Origin of the sequence: Acidovorax sp. YS12 (genome assembly GCA_021496925.1) — a bacterium.
GTDB lineage: Bacteria > Pseudomonadota > Gammaproteobacteria > Burkholderiales > Burkholderiaceae_C > Paenacidovorax.
The window spans coordinates 977,013-997,091 of sequence record CP053915.1; the positions used below are offsets into that span (position 1 = coordinate 977,013).

At 67.3% G+C, this 20,079-nt stretch carries 19 protein-coding genes; 7 read left to right on the forward strand and 12 right to left on the reverse strand.

Translation table 11 applies throughout. The annotated features are described in order from the left end of the window. Positions 1-33: 33 nt before the first annotated feature. Positions 34-402 (reverse strand): ATP-dependent Clp protease adapter ClpS, encoded by a 369-nt coding sequence (gene clpS, locus YS110_04465; GenBank protein UJB64068.1) that lies wholly within the window; start codon positions 400-402, stop codon positions 34-36. 163 nt (positions 403-565) lie between these two features. After that, positions 566-4,105: a DNA polymerase III subunit alpha gene (gene dnaE, locus YS110_04470; GenBank protein UJB64069.1), complete on the reverse strand. Its 3,540-nt coding sequence runs from the start codon at positions 4,103-4,105 to the stop codon at positions 566-568. A gap of 130 nt (positions 4,106-4,235) precedes the next feature. On the opposite strand from dnaE, the gene YS110_04475 reads away from it, so the two are divergent. Continuing rightward, on the forward strand, positions 4,236-5,033 hold the full coding sequence (locus YS110_04475; protein ID UJB64070.1) for an outer membrane protein assembly factor BamD: 798 nt from the start codon (positions 4,236-4,238) through the stop codon (positions 5,031-5,033). A gap of 7 nt (positions 5,034-5,040) precedes the next feature. Here the strand turns inward: YS110_04475 and YS110_04480 are convergent, their stop codons facing one another. The 5 genes from YS110_04480 to YS110_04500 all read right to left on the reverse strand — a co-directional run bounded on the left by YS110_04480 (position 5,041) and on the right by YS110_04500 (position 9,337). Beyond that, positions 5,041-5,292 (reverse strand): hypothetical protein, encoded by a 252-nt coding sequence (locus YS110_04480; GenBank protein UJB64071.1) that lies wholly within the window; start codon positions 5,290-5,292, stop codon positions 5,041-5,043. 2 nt (positions 5,293-5,294) lie between these two features. Then, positions 5,295-6,581 carry a TFIIB-type zinc ribbon-containing protein gene (locus YS110_04485; GenBank protein UJB64072.1) on the reverse strand — a complete coding sequence of 429 codons (1,287 nt, stop codon included), beginning with the start codon at positions 6,579-6,581 and terminating at the stop codon, positions 5,295-5,297. Then, entirely contained in the window at positions 6,578-7,747 is a 1,170-nt protein-coding gene (locus tag YS110_04490) for an SPFH domain-containing protein (GenBank protein UJB64073.1), read from the reverse strand. Before YS110_04490 ends, YS110_04485 begins: the two co-directional genes overlap by 4 nt. Before the next feature lie 240 nt (positions 7,748-7,987). Beyond that, entirely contained in the window at positions 7,988-8,626 is a 639-nt protein-coding gene (locus YS110_04495) for a CoA transferase subunit B (protein UJB64074.1), read from the reverse strand. A 3-nt stretch (positions 8,627-8,629) separates the two neighbouring features. Further along, positions 8,630-9,337 (reverse strand): CoA transferase subunit A, encoded by a 708-nt coding sequence (locus YS110_04500; GenBank protein UJB64075.1) that lies wholly within the window; start codon positions 9,335-9,337, stop codon positions 8,630-8,632. A gap of 86 nt (positions 9,338-9,423) precedes the next feature. Between YS110_04500 and YS110_04505 the strand changes: the two genes are divergently transcribed. After that, positions 9,424-9,963 (forward strand): PAS and helix-turn-helix domain-containing protein, encoded by a 540-nt coding sequence (locus YS110_04505; protein UJB64076.1) that lies wholly within the window; start codon positions 9,424-9,426, stop codon positions 9,961-9,963. Positions 9,964-10,102: 139 nt separating this feature from the next. Then, positions 10,103-10,966, forward strand: a complete 864-nt coding sequence (locus YS110_04510) for a TIGR00730 family Rossman fold protein (GenBank protein UJB64077.1) — start codon at positions 10,103-10,105, stop codon at positions 10,964-10,966. Between the two features lie 6 nt (positions 10,967-10,972). Here the strand turns inward: YS110_04510 and rmuC are convergent, their stop codons facing one another. The 5 genes from rmuC to YS110_04535 form a co-directional block, all read right to left on the reverse strand. Next, positions 10,973-12,361 (reverse strand): DNA recombination protein RmuC, encoded by a 1,389-nt coding sequence (gene rmuC / locus YS110_04515; protein UJB67346.1) that lies wholly within the window; start codon positions 12,359-12,361, stop codon positions 10,973-10,975. Between the two features lie 89 nt (positions 12,362-12,450). Next, the gene (locus tag YS110_04520; GenBank protein ID UJB64078.1) at positions 12,451-13,434 is read right to left on the reverse strand and encodes a D-glycerate dehydrogenase; all 984 of its coding nucleotides are present in this window, start codon (positions 13,432-13,434) and stop codon (positions 12,451-12,453) included. A gap of 18 nt (positions 13,435-13,452) precedes the next feature. Next, positions 13,453-14,862, reverse strand: coding sequence for a sodium:proton antiporter (locus YS110_04525; protein ID UJB64079.1), 1,410 nt, complete (start codon positions 14,860-14,862; stop codon positions 13,453-13,455). Positions 14,863-14,882: 20 nt separating this feature from the next. After that, complete coding sequence (gene pncB / locus YS110_04530) at positions 14,883-16,067, reverse strand: nicotinate phosphoribosyltransferase (protein ID UJB64080.1); 1,185 nt, start codon at positions 16,065-16,067, stop codon at positions 14,883-14,885. Between the two features lie 90 nt (positions 16,068-16,157). After that, positions 16,158-16,616 (reverse strand): acyl-CoA thioesterase, encoded by a 459-nt coding sequence (locus tag YS110_04535; GenBank protein ID UJB64081.1) that lies wholly within the window; start codon positions 16,614-16,616, stop codon positions 16,158-16,160. Between the two features lie 249 nt (positions 16,617-16,865). On the opposite strand from YS110_04535, the gene YS110_04540 reads away from it, so the two are divergent. From YS110_04540 to YS110_04555, 4 genes are all read left to right on the forward strand, one after another. Beyond that, entirely contained in the window at positions 16,866-17,405 is a 540-nt protein-coding gene (locus tag YS110_04540) for a phasin family protein (protein ID UJB64082.1), read from the forward strand. 246 nt (positions 17,406-17,651) lie between these two features. Next, positions 17,652-18,416, forward strand: coding sequence for a leucyl/phenylalanyl-tRNA--protein transferase (locus YS110_04545; GenBank protein UJB64083.1), 765 nt, complete (start codon positions 17,652-17,654; stop codon positions 18,414-18,416). After that, positions 18,413-19,174, forward strand: coding sequence for an arginyltransferase (locus YS110_04550; protein ID UJB64084.1), 762 nt, complete (start codon positions 18,413-18,415; stop codon positions 19,172-19,174). Before YS110_04545 ends, YS110_04550 begins: the two co-directional genes overlap by 4 nt. Positions 19,175-19,209: 35 nt before the next feature. Continuing rightward, positions 19,210-20,016, forward strand: a complete 807-nt coding sequence (locus YS110_04555) for an IclR family transcriptional regulator (protein UJB64085.1) — start codon at positions 19,210-19,212, stop codon at positions 20,014-20,016. The last annotated feature ends 63 nt before the right edge of the window (positions 20,017-20,079 follow it).

A 20,079-nucleotide genomic window follows, 5' to 3' on the forward strand; every position in this document is an offset into this window, starting at 1 on the left:
TTGGGATGACTTTATTTCAGGGCCAAAGGCCTTTTATTCAACAGGCTCACTGACGGCCTGCAGCGGATGGCCGGCCTGGTGGGCGGCGGCCAGCACCTGCTCCACCTTGGTGGCGGCCACGTCGCGCGAGTACACGCCGCAGACGCCTTTGCCGTCGAGGTGGATCCTGAGCATGATCTGCGTGGCGGTCTCGCGGTCCTTGCCGAAGAACTCCTGCAGCACGACGACCACGAACTCCATCGGCGTGTAGTCGTCGTTGAGCATGAGCACCTGGTACATCCGGGGCGGATCGGTCCGCTGGGTGCGCCGCTCCAGCACCACCGAGCCGCCGTCGTCCACGGCGGGGCTGCGCACGGGAGGCGCAGGTGGAAGGGACGGAGGGGTCGTTGCCATGAAATTCATTCTAGCGAGCGCCGCGCGGCGCATGAGCGGGTAAGAGTGGTGCCATTTCGGCGCTTTTCAAGCCATGCGGGCCATTTTGCGGCCGGGCCGGTTTCATTTTGAATGAAATCGGCCTCAAACGCTTATCCAGAGAGCGCAAGCAGCTATTAAAAGATGAGTGATTCTAGTCGTACACCACGCTGGCGCTGCCCGCGCCGGCCTGGGCCGTCCAGGCGGCAAGCGCGGCGTCGCTGGGGTAGAAGCGGCTGCCCTCGCCCAGTTGCAGCTCGGCCTCGGCCGCGCCCTGGGGGGCGGCGCAGCGCAGGCCCAGGCGGATGCGCAGGCCATGCTGCAGCTCGCCGTGCTCCGTGGCCTCGCTCTGCGGCGGGAACTCGCGCAGCAGCCGCGCCACGTCGGGCGCCTTGTCGCCCATGCGCACGTGCAGGTAGCGGCCGAACTTGCAGCGCGCCGCCGCCAGGCTCCACACCTGCTGCGCCTTCACGCGCAGGCCGCCGCTGAAGTGGTCGAGCTGCAGGCGGCCGCTGATGACCACGAATTCGTCGTCCTTGAGCAGGTCGCGGTGCTGGTTCAGCAGCGCCTCGTCCACCGAGGCCTCGATGGCGCGCGACTTGTCGTCAAGCCTGAACAGCGCCAGCCGCCCGCGCTGGCCGTTGATGACGCGCAGGTCGCTGATGATGCCCGAGAGCAGCTGCGGCTCGCGGCTGTCCTGCAGCTCGCTGATGCGCGTGCGCACGAAGCGGCGCACCTCGCCCTCGACCTCGTCGAACAGGTGGCCCGAGAGGTAGAAGCCGATGGCCGTCTTTTCCTGCATCAGCCGCTCCTTGATGCCCCAGGGCAGCGCGTCCACCAGATCCGGCTCCTGCGTGCTGGAGCCGTGGGCGTCCTCGCCCATCATGTCGAACAGGCCGCCCTGGTTGGCGTTGGCGATCTGGGCGCTGGCGAAGTCGAAGGCGCGGTCGATCGACGCCACCAGCTCGGCGCGGTTCAGGTGCAGGGCGTCGAACGCGCCGGCCTTGATGAGCGCCTCCACGGTGCGCTTGTTGATGCGCTGGCGGTCCACGCGCACGCAGAAGTCGAACAGGCTCTTGAACGGGCCGCGCGTGCCGCCCTGCGGCCCCACGCCCTGCCCTTCGCGCGCCGCGACGATGGCCTCGATGGCCTGCTGCCCCGTGCCCTTGACGGCGCCCAGGCCGTAGCGGATCACCTTGTCGGTCACCGGCTCGAAGCGGTACACGCCGCGGTTCACGTCGGGCGGCTCGAACGACAGGCCCTCGCGCAGCGCATCTTCATAGAGCACCTTGAGCTTGTCGGTGTCGTCCATTTCCACCGTCATGTTGGCGCAGAAGAACTCGGCGGTGTAGTGCACCTTGAGCCATCCGGTGTGGTAGGCCAGCAGCGAGTAGGCGGCGGCGTGCGACTTGTTGAAGCCGTAGCCCGCGAACTTCTCCATCAGGTCGAACACTTCGTCGGCCTTGTCCTGGGCTATGCCCTTCTCGGCCGCGCCCTTGCGGAAGATGGCGCGGTGTTCGGCCATTTCCTCGGCCTTCTTCTTGCCCATGGCGCGGCGCAGCATGTCGGCGCCGCCGAGCGAGTAGCCGCCCAGCACCTGCGCGGTCTGCATCACCTGCTCCTGGTACACCATGATGCCGTAGGTCTCGGCCAGCACCGGCTCGACCAGCGGGTGCGGGTACTCCACCACCTCCTTGCCGTGCTTGCGGTTCACGAAGCTGGGGATCAGGTCCATCGGCCCCGGGCGGTACAGCGCGTTCAGGGCGATCAGGTCTTCCAGGCGGCTGGGCTTGGCCTCTTTCAGCATGCCCTGCATGCCGCGGCTTTCAAACTGGAACACGGCCTCGGTGCGTCCCTCGGAGAACAGGCGGTAGGTGGGCCCGTCGTCCAGCGGAATGTTCTCGTAGGCGAAGTTCTCCTGGCCCTTGTGGCGCTTCATGATGAATTCGCGCGCGATCTCCAGGATGGTCAGCGTGGCCAGGCCCAGGAAGTCGAACTTCACCAGGCCGATGGCCTCCACGTCGTCCTTGTCGTACTGGCTCACCGCCGATTCGCTGCCGGGCTGCTGGTACAGCGGGCAAAAATCCGTGAGCTTGCCCGGCGCGATCAGCACGCCCCCGGCGTGCATGCCGATGTTGCGCGTCATGCCTTCGAGCCTTTGCGCCATCTCGATGATGGTGCGCACGTCCTCTTCCTTGCGCACGCGCTCGTAGAGCATGGGCTCCAGCTCCAGCGCGTAGTTGTTCTTGTCGCCGTCCTTCTTCGGCTCGGGCGGGTAGGCCAGCGTGTAGGTCTGGCCGGGCTTGCCGGGCACCAGTTTGGAGATGCCGTCGCAGAACGTATAGCTCATGTCCATCACGCGGCCCACGTCGCGGATGGCGGCCTTGGCCGCCATGGTGCCGAAGGTGGCGATCTGGCTCACGGCGTCCTTGCCGTACTTTTCCTTCACGTAGTCGATCACGCGGTCGCGGTTGGCCTGGCAGAAGTCGATGTCGAAGTCGGGCATCGACACCCGTTCCGGGTTCAGGAAGCGCTCGAACAGCAGGTTGTACTGCAGCGGATCGAGGTCGGTGATCTTGAGCGCGTAGGCCACGAGCGAGCCAGCCCCCGAGCCCCGGCCCGGCCCCACGGGGCAGCCGTTGGCCTTGGCCCACTGGATGAAGTCGCCCACGATGAGGAAGTAGCCCGGAAAGCCCATCTTCAGGATGGTGCCCAGCTCGAACTCCAGCCGGTCCACATAGCGCGGGCGCTGCTTCTCGCGCTCCGCCTCGTTGGGATACAGGTGCAGCAGGCGCTCGTTCAGGCCCTCGTGCGAGGCGTAGCGGAAATACTCCTCGATCGGCATGCCGTTGGGCGTGGGGAAGTCCGGCAGCTGCGGCTTGCCCAGCACCAGCGTGAGGCTGCAGCGCCGCGCGATCTCCACGGTGTTTTCCAGCGCCGACGGCAGGTCGGCGAACAGCGCCTGCATCTGCGCCGTGGTCTTGAAATACTGCTCGCGCGTGAAGCGGCGCACGCGGCGCGGGTTGGCCAGGATCTCGCCCTCGGCGATGCACACGCGCGCCTCGTGGGCCTCGTATTCGTCCTCGGCCAGGAACTGGATCGGGTGCGTGGCCACCACCGGCAACTGCAGGCGCGCCGCCAGCGGTACGGCCGCCGCCACGTGGGCCTCGTCGTCGGGGCGCCCGGCGCGCTGCAGCTCGATGTAGAAGCGGTGCGGGAACAGCCCCGCCAGGCGCAGCGCCAGCGCGGCCGCGCCGGCTTCGTCGCCGCGCAGCAGCGCCTGCCCCACCGGGCCAGCCTGCGCGCCGGACAGGGCGATCAGGCCCTCGCCCAGCTCCTCCAGCCAGGCCCAGGTGCAGACGGCCAGGTTCTTGACCACGTTGCGCGTCCAGGCGCGCGCCAGCAGTTCGGAGAGGTTCAGGTAGCCCTGCTTGCCCTGCACCAGCAGCAGCAGGCGCGAGGGCGCGCCGCCACCGCCGGCCGGGTCTTCGAGGAAGATCTCGGCGCCCAGCACGGGCTTGACGCCCTTGCCGCGGTTTTCCTTGTAGAACTTGATGGCGCCGAACAGGTTGTTGAGGTCGGTGACCGCCATGGCGGGCTGGCGGTCGGCGGCGGCGGCCTTGGCCAGTTCGTCGATGCGGGTGGTGCCGTCGACGACGGAAAATTCGGTGTGCAGGCGCAGATGGACAAACATCCCGCCATTGTAGAAACCCGCCCTGTCCGCCCGGCCCGGGCCAGCGGCAAGCCCTCGTGGCAGGCCGGTACAATGGCCGTTTCGCCTGCCCGCAGGCCGCCTCGTTCATCCACCGGAAAGCCCTCCTGCCATGCTGCGTGCTCCCCTGCCCCTTCTTTCGGCCCTGCTGGCCGCCGGCCTGATCGCCGGCTGCTCCAGCACCAGCGAGGACAAGACGGCAAACTGGAGCCCCGACAGGATCTATTCCGAAGCCCGCGAAGAGATGACCGGCGGCGCCTACGACAAGGCCGTGCCGCTGCTGGAGAAGCTCGAAGGCCGCGCCGCAGGCACGCCGCTGGCGCAACAGGCGCAGCTCGACAAGGCGTACTCGCAGTTCAAGAGCGGCGAAAAGGCCCAGGCCATCGCCACGCTGGACCGTTTCCTGAAGCTGCACCCCGCCAGCCCCGCTGCCGACTACGCGCTGTACCTGCGCGGCCTGGTGAACTTCAACGACAACCTGGGCATGTTCTCGTGGCTGTCGCGCCAGGACCTGTCCGAGCGCGACCAGAAGGCGGCCAAGGACTCGTTCGAGTCGTTCCGCGAGCTGACAACGCGCTTTCCCGACTCCCGCTACGCGCCCGACGCGCGCCAGCGCATGACCTACATCGTCAATGCGCTGGCCCAGTACGAGGTGCACGTGGCGCGCTACTACTACGAGCGCGGCGCCTACGTGGCCGCGGTGGGCCGCGCGCAGCAGGCCATCAGCGACTACCAGAACGTGCCTGCCACGGAAGAGGCGCTGTACATCCTGATCCGCTCCTACGACGCGCTGGGCATGACCCAGCTGCGCGACGACGCCACGCGCGTGATGAACACCTCGTACCCCGAGAGCAGCTACGTCAAGGGCGGCTTCAAGGCGCGCGAGAACCCGTGGTGGAAGTTCTGGTAACCCAGCGCTACACCCGCTTGACGCGCCTGCGGTAGTCGCCCACGTTGTTGCCGCTGATCGCGGTGGCCTGCGTGCCACGCACTTCGCTCACCTTCACATCGGCCTGCATGCCCGATACCGGCTGGGCCGTGATCGCGGTTTCACGCTCGAAGGCGTGCGACTTGTCGGTGTTGCGGTAGTAGCGGTACAGCATCCAGTACAGCCCGGCGGCGCTGGCCGGGCCCATCGCGAGCAAGAGGAGTGTGCTGTCGTTGTCCATGCTCAGCGTCCTATGAACCAGAGGGCCAGGCCCTCGACGATAGTGCCGACGGTGAGCGCGGCGGTGATCAGCTTCCACTGCTGCACCGGCACGCTGCCCATGGTCTTACCGGTACGGCCGTTCACCGCGATGTAGTGCAGCATGCCGCCTTTGCCGCCCTGCTGGTACGAGTACAGCCACACCGGCAAGTACATCGCCACCCAGCGCGTGCCATGCACGTCGAGGTGCTCCTGCTCCCAGCGCACACCCCGGTCGTAGCCGCGCACCGCGGACTGCACCTGCGCGCGGGCGATGGAGAGCAGCTGGTCCTCCAGGCGCGGGCGCAGCTGCTCCACGTCGCGGTCGCGCTTCTCGGAGCTGTAGCCCATGAGGTAGGAGGCGTTCCATTTCACCGCGTTCTTGGTGTCGAACGGCAGGATGGCGTTGATGACGTTGTTGGTGTTGGCCTGGGTGTCGAGGTTGCCGCGCGCGGCGTTGGATTCCATGGTCAGGTCGTCCACCGTGAAATCCACGTGCCGCCGTACCTGGTACACGTCGGCGTCGTAGTAGGTCTTCTGGTCCTTGCCCTCGCCACGCGTGTAGCGGCGCGTCTCCACCTCGCCGTAGCCGGCCACGTCGGCGCTGGCGTTGGCGTCCACCACCATGTAGGGCAGGTACACGCCGAGCACGTTCTCGGGCGCGAACTCTTCCTTGAACGCCTTGAGCGCGAACATCTGGCGCTTGCCCACGAACTGGCGGATGCGCGCCACCGCATCGTCCTTCTGGATGTGGAAGGGCAGCACCGCGTCGGGCACGGCACCGTTGTCGATCTGCTCGTTCACGCCCAGCACGTGGCGGCACCAGTGGCAGCGCGCGGTCATCGCGTTCTCGGTGTTGACCACCACCTCGGCGCCGCAGCCGCTGCACTTGAAGGTGCGCAGGCTGGCCGCGTCGGCGCTGATGTCCTGGGCGCCGGAGGCGATCTGCGTGCCTTTCAGCTCGCCGATGCCTTCGCCCAGGCCGAACTCCTCTTCCACGCGCGCCGCCGTCCACTGGTGGCGGCAGAACAGGCAGATGAGCTGGTCGGTGCCCGCGCGCTGGCGGATCTCGGTGGAGCCGCACTTGGGGCAGTGGTTGAGGCCGTCCTTGAGCTCCTTGGACGCAGTGTCAATGGCAACCGGATCGGGCGCCTGCAGCTCGTCGCGGATCGGCCCGGGCAGCGTGGCCGGGTCGATCGGAAACTGGCCCGGCGCGGGTGGTACGTCCTGCGGCGAGCCCGGGCCGGTGGGTAGCGGCGGCTTGGTGGTCACAGCCCCAGCGCCTTGGCCTTGACCGCGTCGTAGTCGGCCTGCGTGATCAGGCCCGCGTCAAGCATCTGCTTGGCCTTGGTCAGCTTGGCGATGGGGTCGTCCGCCGCCGGTGCCGCCGCAGCCGGTGCGGGCGCGGGCGCCACGGGCTGCTGCAAACCCGCCAGCCCGCCCAGGCCGCCGGTGGCGATGCCCATGCCCATGAGCCCGCCCACCCCGGCGTTCTGCCCGGCGGACTGGATGCCCGCCGCCACCGAGGCCTGCAGGTTGGAATTGCCGCGCGCGCCGGAGAGCGCGTCGGCGCGCTGCACGGTCTTGAGCAGTTCGCGGGTAGTGGCGTCGTACTCGATGGAGACGATGGCTGTCTTGGCGATGACCAGGCCGCGGTCCGAGCGCCACTGGTAGGCGTTCTCGACCACGGCGGACAGGCTCTGCGCGAAGCCCACCGCGTCCTGCTGGATCTTGGTGATGCGGTTGCCCTTGGCCGGGTCGTTGGTGTACAGGCTGAACGCGGGCGCGAGCGAGCCCACCACCTCGTTGAACAACTGGCTGGCCGCCGCGTTGTCGAGGTCGGTGAAGTCGAACACCTGGCCGGGCTGCAGGTACGCGGCGGGCACGAAGTTCTTCACGAACAGGATCGGATCGACGATCTTGAGCGTGTAGCTGCCGCGCGTGATGGCGCCCACCTGCGTGTTCAGGAAGCCGTCGTCCCAGTAGATCTCGGACTGCGTGCCGAAGCGGTTGTCCGGCAGCTCTTTCAGCGACACGAAGAACGCCGTCTGCTGCGAACCCGGCTGGCCGCCGAACTTGAAGCGCTCCCAGCTCTGCTTGACGAGCGAATCGACGAAGCCGCCGCCGGTGAAGATGGACTGTGAATTGATGTCGTTCGAGTTCCACTCGTAGCCGCCCGGCTCGGAGGCGAAGCCGGTGATGGCCCCGTCCTGGAACAGCAGCAGGCCATAGCCCTCGGGCACCACGATCTTGGAGCCGTTGGTGATGATGTTGGTGGAGCCCCGGGTGTTGGAGCCGCGCCCGGCGTTGGTGCCGCGCGGCACGGCCGCGAACAGCGCCGCCGTGGACGGCAGGCCGTCCGGCACCGTCAAGAAATCCTTCCACTGGTCGGCCAGCGCGCCGCCAATGGAACCAACCGCTGCCTGGATGAGACCCATGATGTATTCCCTTGTGTCTGTACCGCCCGGATGGGCCGTGCCGGCAAAAGCATAAACGAAACCAGGGGGTCGCATCCCGCAGTCCAGCCATCAAAAAAAGGAGCTGCCAGCGCTTGCCTATTCCCGGTTTCAGATAGTTTTCATACTGAAACCCAGCAATATCAAGCGCTGGCAGCTCCTTTTTTCGAAGCGCCGCACGTCAGCGGCACGCCCACCGGAGTGCGCGTGCCGTTCACGGCCTCACTGCAGCAGCGGCACGCCGGTCTTGGACTGGATTTCCTCGAACGTCACGCCAGGCGCGAGCTCCACCAGTTTCAGGCCCTGGGGCGTCACGTCCATCACACCCAGGTCGGTGATGATGCGGTTGACCACGCCCACGCCGGTCAGCGGCAGCGTGCAGGCGGGCAGGATCTTCAGGTCGGTGGTGCCGTCCTTCTTCTTGGCCACGTGCTCCATGAGCACGATCACGCGCTTGACGCCCGCCACCAGGTCCATGGCGCCGCCCATGCCCTTGACCATCTTGCCGGGGATCATCCAGTTGGCCAGGTCGCCCTTCTCGCTCACCTGCATGGCGCCGAGGATCGACAGGTTGATCTTGCCGCCGCGGATCATGGCGAACGACTGGTCGCTGCCGAAGATGGCCGAGCCGGGAATCGTGGTCACGGTCTGCTTGCCGGCGTTGATCAGGTCGGCGTCCACCTGCTCCTCCGTCGGGAACGGGCCGATGCCCAGCATGCCGTTCTCGGACTGCAGCCACACCTCCTTGTCGCCCGTGTGGTTGGCCACCAGCGTGGGAATGCCAATCCCCAGGTTCACGTAGAAGCCGTCTTCCAGCTCTTGCGCCGCGCGCGCGGCCATTTGGTCTTGCGTCCAGGGCATGGTTCAGGCTCCTTGCTTTTCAGTGATGGTGCGCTTCTCGATGCGCTTCTCGGGGTTCGGGTTGTGCACGATGCGGTGCACGTAGATGCCGGGCAGGTGGATGTCGTCGGGCGCCAGCTCGCCCACCTCGACGATCTTCTCCACCTCCACGATGCAGACCTTGCCCGCCGTGGCGGCGGCCGGGTTGAAGTTGCGCGCCGTCAGGTTGAAGCGCAGGTTGCCCGACTTGTCGGCCACGTCGGCCTTCACCAGCGACACCTCGGGCACCAGCGAGCGCTCCATCACGTAGGTCTCGCCGTCGAACTCGCGCAGTTCCTTGCCCTCGGCCACGATGGTGCCCACGCCGGTCTTGGTGAAGAACGCCGGAATGCCCGCGCCGCCCGCGCGCAGCTTCTCGGCCAGCGTGCCCTGGGGCGTGAACTCCAGCTCCAGCTCGCCCGCCAGGTACTGGCGCTCGAATTCCTTGTTCTCGCCCACGTAGGACGAAATCATCTTCTTGATCTGGCGCGTCTCCAGCAGCTTGCCCAGGCCGAAGCCGTCCACACCGGCGTTGTTCGACACCACGGTCAGGTTCTTCACGCCGCTGTCGCGCAAGGCATCGATCAGCGCCTCGGGAATGCCGCACAGGCCGAAGCCGCCCACGGCCAGCAACTGGCCATCGGCAACCACGCCCTCGAGCGCAGCGGCTGCACTGGGATAGAGCTTGTTCACGAATGTCTCCTCATAGGGGTGGGATAAAAGGTATGCGCTACGATACTACGTATGCGAATAAGTAGTTTCTCGTAAAGAATTACACCATGGAGACAGATTACCAACTGGCCTTCGAGCTGGCCCCGGTGGGCTTGGTGTTATCACGCAACCGTGCCATGGTGGACTGCAACCGCCATGTCTGCGACATGTTCGGCGCCTCGCGCGAACTGATGGTGGGGCAGTCGTTCCAGATCCTGTACCCCAGCGCCGACGAATACGAGCGCCTGGGCGCGCACATGGCCCCCATCCTCAACGCCAAGGGCTACTACAGCGACAACCGCATCATGAAGCGCGCCAACGGCGAGCTGTTCTGGTGCCACGTCACCGGGCGCTCGCTGCACCGCGAGGACCCGCACGCCGCCGGCATCTGGAGCTTCGAGGACCTGAGCGCCCAGCGGCCCGTGAAGGCCGACCTCACGGGCCGCGAGCGCGAGGTGGCGGCGCGGCTGCTGGAGGGCCTGACCTCGAAGGAGATCGGCAAGATCCTCAACATCAGCCACCGCACGGTGGAGATCTACCGCGCGCGGCTCATGCGCAAATACGGCGCATCCACCGCGGCGGACCTGGTGCACAAGCTCGTGGCTTGAAGAAAATGTGAGCGGCCGGCGCTTGCCTGGCAAGGGTGCAAAGCCGAAAAGCATCCGTTTCCACCCGGGTGGCCGATTTCCTTGCGCGCTACCGCCGCTTCCCGCGCAGGCCGGCAAACCGCGCCACAATCACCGCCCTATGCAAGCGAATACCCGCCTCAACGAACGCCGCCTGGCTGACGCCTGGGAAGAACTGCACACCCAGGCCCACAACGGCAACCCTTTGCAACCGGACTCCAACCGCCTGGCCTTTGCCGACCCGGAGTTCCTGTTCCGCCGCGAAACGCGCGGCATCCGCTTTCAGCTGGAAATGCTCAAGCCCGACCTGGAGCAGTCGGCCCAGGGCATCGAGAACACCGTGGTGGTGTACGGCAGCGCGCGCTTCGTCTCGCACGAAGAGGCCACGCGCCAGGTGGCCGAGGCCGAAGCCAGCGGCGACGCCCAGCGCATCGCGCTGGCCCGGCGCGCGCTGCGCAACGCGGCGTACTACGAACAGGCGCGCCAGTTCGCGCGCTTGGTGGCCGAGCACAGCCAGCACCAGCCACCCGAGGACCGCATCTACGTCTGCACCGGCGGCGGCCCGGGCATCATGGAGGCGGCCAACCGGGGCGCGCACGACGCGGGCCAGCCCACCATCGGGCTGAACATCGTGCTGCCGCACGAGCAGCACGGCAACCCGTACATCACGCCGTCGCTGAGCTTCAAGTTCCACTACTTCGCGCTGCGCAAGATGCATTTCATGATCCGCGCGAAGGCACTGGTGGCTTTTCCCGGCGGATTCGGCACGCTGGACGAGCTGTTCGAGGTGCTGACCCTGGTGCAGACGCGCAAGGCCAAGCCGGTGCCCATCGTGCTGTTCGGCAAGGCGTTCTGGAGCCGCTTCCTCAACTTCGACGTGCTGGTGGAGGAAGGCACCATCGCCCCCGAGGACCTGGGGCTGTTCCACATCACCGACGACCCGCAGGACGCCTGGGCCACCATCCAGCAGTTCTACGCGCTGTAAGCGCGCTCAGTCCGCGTCCTCGCCGCGCGCGGCCTCCACCAGGGCCGGCGGCAGGGCCTTGGCGGGCTTGATGCCCAGCTCCTTGAGCATCTCGGCGCGGCGGATCACGTTGCCGCGGTTCTTGCTGAGCTTGTTGAAGGCCTTGTGGTAGGCGTCCTGCGCCTGCCCCAGGCTCTTGCCCACCTTTTCCAGTTCCTCGACGAAGGCCGTGAGGTGGTCGTAGAGGTCGGCGCCGCGCTGGGCGATTTCCTGGGCGTTGCGCGTCTGCGCCTCCTGGCGCCACAGGTGCGCCACGGTGCGCAGCACGAACAGCAGCGTGGACGGGCTGACGAGCAGCACGTTGCGGTTCCAGGCGTCGCTGTAGAGCTGGTTGTCCGCCGTCACGGCGAGCATGAAGGCCGGCTCGATGGGCACGAACATGAGCACGAAGTCGAGCGACTGCAGCGCGTAGAGCTGCTGGTAGTTGCGCTCGGCCAGGCCCTTGATGTGCTGGCGCACCGAGTCGAGGTGGCGGCGCTGCGCGCCGGCGCGCACGGCTTCGTCGTCGGCATGGGCCCATTCCTCGTAGGCCAGCAGCGAGGCCTTGGCGTCGATGACAAGGTGGCGGTCTTCGGGCAGGTGGATCACCACGTCGGGCTGGGCGCGCGAGCCGTCGGCGCGCAGGTGGTTTTCCTGCACGTCGTACTCGAAGCCCTTGCGCAGGCCGGCCGACTCCAGCACCCGCTCCAGGATCAGTTCGCCCCAGTTGCCCTGGGCCTTGGTGGAACCCTTGAGCGCCTGGGTCAGGTTCCGGGCGTCCTCGCTCAGGGTCTGGTTGAGCTGCAGCAGCTGGTGCACCTGCTGCGCCAGGGCCGAGCGCTGCTTGCCCTCGGCGTCGTAGAACTGCTCCACGCGCCCCTGGAAGTCGGCCAGGCGCGAGCGCAGCGGGTCGAGCAGCTGGCCCAGGCTCTGCTGGTTCTGCTCGGCGAAGCGGCGGCTTTTTTCTTCCAGGATGTCGCTGGCCAGGCTCTTGAACTGGTGCGTGAGGGCTTCGCGCGCCTCGGTGAGCAGCGCCAGCTTGTCGTGCGCGGCGCGGCGCTCGGCCTCCAGCTGCGTGGCCTGGGCAGCCAGCTGGGTCTGCAACTGGCTGGCATGCTCCTGCGCCATCTGCAGTGCGCCCCGGTCCTGCTGCAGTTCGGCCAGCAGGGCCAGGCGCTCGGCCTCCAGCCCGCGCACACGCTCCTGGGCCGCCGCCAGTTGCGCGCCAGCCTGCGCCTGCTGGGCCATGCCGGCCTCGCGCTGCGCCTGTGCCTGGGCCGCGGCGGCCTCGGCCGCGCCGCGCGCACGCGCCGCACCGGCCAGCCAGCCCAGCAGCAGCGCCACGGCCGCGCACAGCGCCGCGACCCCGAGGGCCATGGAAAACGGCATCATGGCGGATTCACTCTCATTTCAATAGCTTCCAGCGCTTGTTGGACAAGGCCTAGAGCCTGTTTTCATGCAAATTCTCAAACGGGGCACACGAGCTGGTTCACCGGAGTCAGCGGGCCACGTCCGTCGAAGAAGGCGATCAGGTTGTCGGCCGCCAGGTTGGCCATGGCGCGGCGCGTGGCCACGGTGGCACTGGCGATGTGGGGCGTCAGCACCACGTTGGGCAGCGCGAGCAGGTCGGGGTGAACGGCGGGCTCGCCCTCGAACACGTCCAGCCCCGCAGCGGCCAGGCGCCCTTCGCGCAGCGCGGCGGCCAGCGCTGCGTCGTCCACGATGCCGCCGCGCGCGATGTTCACCAGCGTGGCGGTGGGCTTCATCCGGGCCAGCTCCTGCGCGCCGATGGTGTGGTGGTTGCCCGGGGTATAGGGCAGCACCAGCACCACGTGGTCGGCGTTGGCCAGCAGCACGTCCTTGCCCACGTGGCGCGCCTTGCACTCGGCCTCCAGCGCGGGCGGCAGGCGCGTGCGGTTGTGGTACAGCACCTCCATGCCGAAACCGTGCGCGGCGCGGCGCGCGATGCCCTGGCCGATGCGCCCCATGCCGATGATGCCCAGCGTGCTGCCGTGCACCTCGGAGCCGGCCAGCAGGTCGTAGCGCCAGTCCTTCCACTGGCCCGCGCGCAGGTAGCGCTCGCCCTCGGTGATGCGGCGCGCCGCCGCCATGAGCAGCGCGAAGCCGAAGTCGGCCGTGGTGTCGGTCAGCACGTCGGGCGTGTTGGTGCCCTGCACGCCGGCCGCCGTCATCGCGGCCACGTCGAAATTGTTGTAGCCCACGGCCATGTTGGCCACCACGCGCAGGCGCGGGCAGGCGGCGAGCAGCGCCGCGTCGATGCGCTGCGCCCCGGTGGTGAGCGCGCCGTCCATGCCCGCGAGCCGCTCGGTCAGCTCGGCCGGGCTCCAGCGCGCATCGTCCTGGTTGGCCTGCACCTCGAAATGCTGCGCCAGGCGCTCCAAGGTCTCGGGAAAGATGGCCTGCGCCACCAGGATGCGGGGTTTGTCCATGCCACCCTCCTCGTGCATTCAGCGGAAAAAAATGACCGTCATCACGATGAACAACGGCACCAGGATGGCGCCAGACCACAGCATGTAGCCGAAGAAGCTGGGCATCTTCACGCCCCGGTCCTCAGCGATGGCCTTGACCATCAGGTTCGGCGCGTTGCCGATGTAGGTGTTGGCGCCCATGAACACGGCCCCGGCCGAGATGGCGGCCAGCGTGGGCGCCATCTGCGCCATCAGCGTGGCAGCATCGCCTCCGGCCGTGTTGAAGAACACCAGGTAGGTGGGCGCGTTGTCGAGGAAGGAGGAGAGCACGCCCGTGGCCCAGAAGTACATGGCGGGGTCGGGCGAACCATCGGGGCGCGTCACGGCGCGGATGATGGCGCCGAACGGACCCTCGGTGCCGGCCTTGAGCATGGCGATGACCGGGATGATGGTCAGGAAAATGCCGGCGAACAGCTTGGCCACTTCCTGCATCGGCCCCCAGTTGAACTGGTTGGCCGCGTGCACCGCCTTGGGCGTGAGCGCCAGGGACGCCAGGGTGACCAGGATCAGCCCCGCGTCGCGCACCAGGCCGGGCAGGCCGACCTCGGTCCCCGCCACGTCGAACGCGATACCCGGCTTCCAGAAGCCGCTGAGCAGCACCAGCGCCACCACCACGCCCAGCAGCGCGAAGTTGACCTTGCCGTCGAAGCCGAAGCCCTTGGTATCGGGCGTGGGATCGACGCGGCGCAGTTCGTCGCGCTGGCGGAAGAACCAGCTGTCCAGGGCGTAGAACAGCGCCAGCAGCACCCCCACCAGGAACAGCGTCTCGGGAAACACATGCTGCAGGGTCCAGAAAAAGTCCACGCCCTTGAGGAAGCCCAGGAACAGCGGCGGATCGCCCAGCGGCGTGAGCGAGCCCCCGGCGTTGGACACGATGAAGATGAAGAACACCACCACGTGGGCGATGTGCTTGCGGTGGTCGTTGGCGCGGATCAGCGGCCGGATCAGCAGCATGGACGCGCCCGTGGTGCCCATGAAGCTGGCCAGCACCGCCCCCAGGGCCAGGATGCCCGTGTTCAGCGCCGGTGTGCCATGCAGGTTGCCCCGGATGTAGATGCCGCCCGCCACGGCGAACAGCGCCGCCAGCAGGATGACGAAAGGCACGTACTCGGCCAGCAGCGCATGCACCAGGTTCACGCCCGCCGCGGCCGGCCCGAACACCGCCGCGAACGGCAGCAGGAAGGCCAGCGCCCAGGCAGCGGCCACCTTGCCGAAATGGTGGTGCCAGAACACCGGGGCCAGCAGCGGCATGAGCGCGATGGACAGCAGGATGCCCGCGAAGGGCACGCCCCACAGCAGCGACAGCGCGCCGCCATCCAGTTCGGCGGCCCCCGCCCAGGCCGGTGCCATGCAGCAGGCGGCCGCGGCCAGCCAGCGCCAATACGTCATGAGAAGTCTCCTTGAGGTTGTCAAGTCGCGCTGGGGATGTCGAACACCTGGCGCAGGTAGGCCAGGTATTTTTCATCGTCGCACATGCCCTTGCCTGGGGTATCCGACAGCTTGGCCACGGGCTGGCCGTTGCAGCGCGTCATCTTGATGACGACCTGCAGCGGCTCGTAGCCCAGATCGTTGGTCAGGTTGGTGCCGATGCCGAAGGCCAGCTGGCAGCGGCCATGGAAGCGCCGGAACAGCTCGATGGTGCGCGGCACCGTGAGCGCGTCGCTGAAGATCAGCGTCTTGGTCAGCGGATCGACGCGGTTGTCGCGGTAGTGCTGCAGCAGGCGCTCGCCCCAGGCGAACGGGTCGCCGCTGTCATGGCGCGCGCCGTCGAACAGCTTGCAGAAGTACAGGTCGAAGTCGCGCAGGAAGGCGCTCATGCCGTACACGTCCGACAGGGCGATGCCCAGGTCGCCCCGGTACTCCTTGGCCCAGACCTCGAAGCCGAAGACCTGGCTGTCGCGCAGCCGGGGGCCCAGCGCCTGGCAGGCCTGCAGGTACTCATGCGCCATGGTGCCCAGCGGCGTCAGGCCCAGCTTCATGGCGTACAGCACGTTGCTGGTGCCCGCGAACTGGCCATGCGTGCCCGTGCCCAGGCGCGCGCACAGCACGCGCAGCACCTCTTCATGCCAGGCCCGCGAAAAGCGCCGGCGCGTGCCGTAGTCGGCAATCTTCAGTTCCGCCAGGCCGGGCTCCTGAAGCTGGCCGATCTTCGCGTCGAGCCGGCGGCGGCCCTCGGGAAAATCGGGCACTTTCTGCGTATTGCGGAAATACACCTCGTTGACGATGGCCAGCACCGGAATCTCGAACAGGATGGTGTGCAGCCACGGCCCCTGGATGGTGATGTCGATCTCGCCGGAGGGCAAAGGCGTGACCTGGACATATTTTTCGCCCAGCTTGAACAGCCCGAGAAAATCGACGAAATCGCTTTTGATGAAACGCAGCGAGCGCAGATAGGCCAGCTCGGCATCCTGGAAACGCAGGCTGCACAGCGCGCGGATCTCATCCCGGATTTCACTCACCAGAGGCGCCAGCGCGACGCCGGCATTGCGGCAGCGGAAGCGGTATTCGACCTGGGCGCCCGGAAACTGGTGCAGCACCACCTGCATCATCGTGAATTTGTACAGGTCGGTGTCGAGCAGGCTGGTAATGATCATGGCGTCAAAAGAGGGCTCGGCGCGGTCCCCGCGCAGGCGAAGGGACAGTGTAGGCCATCCCCCCGCAACGGCGTGCCCAGAGGAAATGGCTCAGGGCCGCAGCGCCTGCAGCACCTCGCGCAGGCGCTGCGGCAACGGCACCGGCCGGCGCGTGGCACGGTCCACGTACACATGCACGAAATGCCCGGACGCTGCGCTCAGCGGCTCGTCGGCGGCGAACAGCCCCAGTTCGTAGCGCACGCTGGAGGTGCCGACATGCGCCACGCGGATGCCTGCATCCACCGCCTGCGGGAAGGCCAGGGGTGCGAAATAGTTGCACTGCGTCTCGATCACCAGCCCGATGGTCTGCCCGCCGTGGATGTCGAGCGCACCCTGCTCGATCAGGTGGGCGTTCACCGCCGTATCGAACCAGCTGTAATAAACGACGTTGTTCACATGGCCATAGAGGTCGTTGTCCATCCAGCGGGTGCCAATGGCCTTGAAGGCCCGGAAGGCGCTGCGGGGCTCGGGCGCACGGCGCGGCGCGGCAATAGGGGTTGCAGTGGTCATGGCAAACGATTGTGCCAGTGCAGGCCGGCACCGCCAGGCCGGGGCGGCGCGCCATGACGCCACCGCGACAAATACCGTTTTTTGATATGCGCATCTAATATTTGCTGCACCGCAGCATGGATATTGCATTTCCCGCGCACACCGCTACAATTCAACCCATGCTGCACTGCAACATGGGTCAAGGGCTCCATGTCAGCGCAGATCTCTTGAAACCACCCGGGTTCACCCCCTTTCTTTTGGAGATATTCCATGTCGCTGACCGCAGAGCAAATCCTGGCCTCCCACAAAGCCAACGTCGAAACCCTGTTCGGCCTGACCAGCAAGGCCTTTGAAGGCGTCGAGAAGCTCGTCGAGCTGAACGTCACCGCCTCGCGCGCCGCCCTGAACGAAGCCGCCAACCACGCCCAGGCCGTGCTGAGCGTGAAGGACGTGCAGGAACTGCTGGCACTGCAAGCCAACATGTTCCAGCCCCTGGCCGAGAAGACCGCCGCCTACAGCCGCCACCTGTACGACATCGCCGCCGGCACCGGCGCCGAATTCGGCAAGGCCCTGGAATCCAAGACGGCCGAAGCCCAGCAAAGCTTCGCCACCCTGGTGGACAACGCCGCCAAGAACGCACCCGCCGGCTCGGAAACCGCCGTCGCCGTGATGAAGAGCGCCGTGTCGGCCGCCACCAACGCCTTCGAGTCGGTGCAAAAGGCCGTGAAGCAGGCTTCCGACGTGGCCGAAGCCAACTTCAACGCCGTGGCCAACACCGCCACCAAGGCTGCAACGCCCCGCAAGCGTTAATCAGTGTGTTGTCTGGAGTGCACACTCTAGGCAACCCACAGGGATTACCCTGATAATCGAACCATTGCCCTGAGCCTCTCGTTTCTGGGCCCCAGTTGTCTCCTTGGATCCTCTCGAAACCCCCGTTTCAAGGATCCCTTCCAAGCCCGGTGTTCGCACTGGGCTTTTTTTTGCCCGGCGCGCCCGTCCGGACACACAGCGGGCCTGCGCGACAATGGCGCCTTGCCTTTGCCCACCGCCTGCCGCATGCCGACTCCCCTGCCCTGGCTCGAACCCCGCGACGCCTTTCCGGACCCCGAGCAGGCGTGGGGCCCCAAAGACCCGGTTCCCGGCCTGCTCGCCGCGGGCGGTGCGCTCGACACGGCGCACCTGCGCACGGCCTACGGGCGCGGCATCTTTCCCTGGTTCAACGAGGGACAGCCCATCCTGTGGTGGTCGCCCGACCCGCGCATGGTGCTGCCCCCGGCGCAATTCCGGTTGCACCAGTCGCTGCGCCGCACGTTGAAGAAATTCCGCGCCGATCCGCGCTGCGCGGTGCGCGTGGACCATGACTTCGGCGCCGTGGTCCGCGCCTGCGCATCCACGCCCCGCGAGGGACAGGACGGCACCTGGATCCTGCCGCGCATGGTCGCCGCGTACGAGGCATTCCACGCCGCCGGCCACGCGCACAGCGTCGAGACCTGGGTCGATGGCCAGCTCGTCGGCGGGCTGTACTTCATCGCGCTGGGGCGCGCGGTGTTCGGCGAGTCGATGTTCGCCCACGCGACCGATGCCTCGAAGATCGCGCTGTCGGCCCTGGTGTGCCTGTGCCTGCGCCATGGCGTCGAACTGATCGACTGCCAGCAGAACACCCGCCACCTGGCCTCGCTGGGCGCACGCGAGATCCCGCGCGCGCAATTCCTGCGCACCATCGCGCGCACGCAGCACGCGCCCTGCCCTGGCTGGGCCTTCGACCCCGTATACTGGGACGCGCTTTTGCCCCCCGCCCAAGCCATGGCACCCACGGCATGACGCAACTCAACGATCTTCCGCTGCAAACGCTGCAGTTCTACGCCACCGCGGCCTACCCCTGCAGCTATTTGCCGGACCGCCAGGCGCGCTCGCAGGTGGCCACGCCCAGCCACCTGATCCAGTCCAGCGTCTACTCCGACCTGGTGGCCCAGGGCTTCCGGCGCAGCGGCATGTTCACCTACCGCCCCTACTGCGACGGCTGCAAGGCCTGCACCCCGCTGCGCGTGCTGGCGCATGAATTCACCCCCGACCGCAGCCAGCGCCGCGCCTGGGCGCGCCATGCGCACCTGCAGGCGCGCGTGCTGCGCCTGTGCTACCTGCCCGAGCACTACCAGCTCTACCTGCGCTACCAGCAGAGCCGCCACGCTGGCGGCGGCATGGACCACGACAGCATCGACCAGTACACCCAGTTCCTGCTGCAAAGCCGCGTGAACTCGCGCCTGGTGGAATTCCGCGAGCCCGGCACGGGCGACGGCCCCGGCGCGCTGAAGATGGTGTCCATCCTCGACGTGCTCGATGACGGCATCTCCGCCGTCTACACCTTCTACGAGCCCGAGGACAAGGCCAGCTACGGCACCTTCAACGTGCTGTGGCAGATCGAGCAGGCGCGCCAGCTCGGCCTGCCCCATGCCTACCTGGGCTACTGGATCGCGCAGAGCCCGAAGATGCGCTACAAGGCCCGCTTCCTGCCGCACGAGGTGCGTAGCGACGGGTTGTGGCAACGGGTGGAACGCGCCCAGCGCGAAGACATTTCATAGGGTAAAATTTCGCTTTTGCGCCTTGCATTGCCTCCATGCGAAAAAGCGACCCTGACATCCCCACCCAGCCCAGCGTCCAGGTTCTGGAACGCATGTTCACGCTGATCGATGTCCTGGCCTCGCGCGAAGAAGCGATTTCGCTCAAGGAAATCAGCGAACGCACGGGCCTGCATCCCTCCACGGCGCACCGCATCCTCAACGACCTGGCCATCGGCCGCTTCGTGGACCGGCCCGAGTCGGGCAGCTACCGCCTGGGCATGCGCCTGCTGGAGCTAGGCAACCTGGTCAAGGCACGCCTGTCGGTGCGCGACGCGGCCCTGACGCCGATGCGCAACCTGCACAAGCAGATCCAGCAGCCCGTGAACCTCAGCGTGCGCCAGGGTGACGAGATCGTCTACGTGGAGCGCGCCTACAGCGAGCGCTCGGGCATGCAGGTGGTGCGCGCCATCGGCGGCCGCGCGCCGCTGCACCTCACCTCCACGGGCAAGCTGTTCCTGGCCGTGGAAGACCCGCAGCGCGTGCGCGCCTACGCCACGCGCACCGGCCTGCCCGGCCATACGCACAACAGCATCACCCAGCTGCCCGTGCTGGAGCGCGAACTGGCCAAGGCGCGCCAGTACGGCATGGCGCGCGACAACGAGGAGCTGGAACTCGGCGTGCGCTGCATGGCCGCCGGCGTGTTCGACGACCAGGGCAAGCTGGTGGCGGGGCTGTCGATCTCCGCCCCCGCCGACCGGCTGGACGAAGGCTGGCTGCCCAAGCTGCAGGCCACGGCGCGGGAAATCTCCACCGCGCTCGGCTACCAGGAAGGCAGCACCCCGCCCATGGGGCTGGGCAACTGACCCGCCCCGCCGCACTGGCGCTCTCTTCTCGATAGCTGCCAGCGCTTGCCAGCAAAGGGCTGG

What these genes read in the sequence shown, in the direction of transcription:
- clpS (UJB64068.1), bottom strand. Translation starts at nt 402, where the DNA reads ATGAATTTCATGGCAACGACCCCTCCGTCCCTTCCACCTGCGCCTCCC.
- dnaE (UJB64069.1), bottom strand. Translation starts at nt 4,105, where the DNA reads ATGTTTGTCCATCTGCGCCTGCACACCGAATTTTCCGTCGTCGACGGC.
- YS110_04475 (UJB64070.1), top strand. Translation starts at nt 4,236, where the DNA reads ATGCTGCGTGCTCCCCTGCCCCTTCTTTCGGCCCTGCTGGCCGCCGGC.
- YS110_04480 (UJB64071.1), bottom strand. Translation starts at nt 5,292, where the DNA reads ATGGACAACGACAGCACACTCCTCTTGCTCGCGATGGGCCCGGCCAGC.
- YS110_04490 (UJB64073.1), bottom strand. Translation starts at nt 7,747, where the DNA reads ATGGGTCTCATCCAGGCAGCGGTTGGTTCCATTGGCGGCGCGCTGGCC.
- YS110_04495 (UJB64074.1), bottom strand. Translation starts at nt 8,626, where the DNA reads ATGCCCTGGACGCAAGACCAAATGGCCGCGCGCGCGGCGCAAGAGCTG.
- YS110_04505 (UJB64076.1), top strand. Translation starts at nt 9,424, where the DNA reads ATGGAGACAGATTACCAACTGGCCTTCGAGCTGGCCCCGGTGGGCTTG.
- YS110_04510 (UJB64077.1), top strand. Translation starts at nt 10,103, where the DNA reads ATGCAAGCGAATACCCGCCTCAACGAACGCCGCCTGGCTGACGCCTGG.
- rmuC (UJB67346.1), bottom strand. Translation starts at nt 12,361, where the DNA reads ATGGCCCTCGGGGTCGCGGCGCTGTGCGCGGCCGTGGCGCTGCTGCTG.
- YS110_04520 (UJB64078.1), bottom strand. Translation starts at nt 13,434, where the DNA reads ATGGACAAACCCCGCATCCTGGTGGCGCAGGCCATCTTTCCCGAGACC.
- YS110_04525 (UJB64079.1), bottom strand. Translation starts at nt 14,862, where the DNA reads ATGACGTATTGGCGCTGGCTGGCCGCGGCCGCCTGCTGCATGGCACCG.
- pncB (UJB64080.1), bottom strand. Translation starts at nt 16,067, where the DNA reads ATGATCATTACCAGCCTGCTCGACACCGACCTGTACAAATTCACGATG.
- YS110_04535 (UJB64081.1), bottom strand. Translation starts at nt 16,616, where the DNA reads ATGACCACTGCAACCCCTATTGCCGCGCCGCGCCGTGCGCCCGAGCCC.
- YS110_04540 (UJB64082.1), top strand. Translation starts at nt 16,866, where the DNA reads ATGTCGCTGACCGCAGAGCAAATCCTGGCCTCCCACAAAGCCAACGTC.
- YS110_04545 (UJB64083.1), top strand. Translation starts at nt 17,652, where the DNA reads ATGCCGACTCCCCTGCCCTGGCTCGAACCCCGCGACGCCTTTCCGGAC.
- YS110_04550 (UJB64084.1), top strand. Translation starts at nt 18,413, where the DNA reads ATGACGCAACTCAACGATCTTCCGCTGCAAACGCTGCAGTTCTACGCC.
- YS110_04555 (UJB64085.1), top strand. Translation starts at nt 19,210, where the DNA reads ATGCGAAAAAGCGACCCTGACATCCCCACCCAGCCCAGCGTCCAGGTT.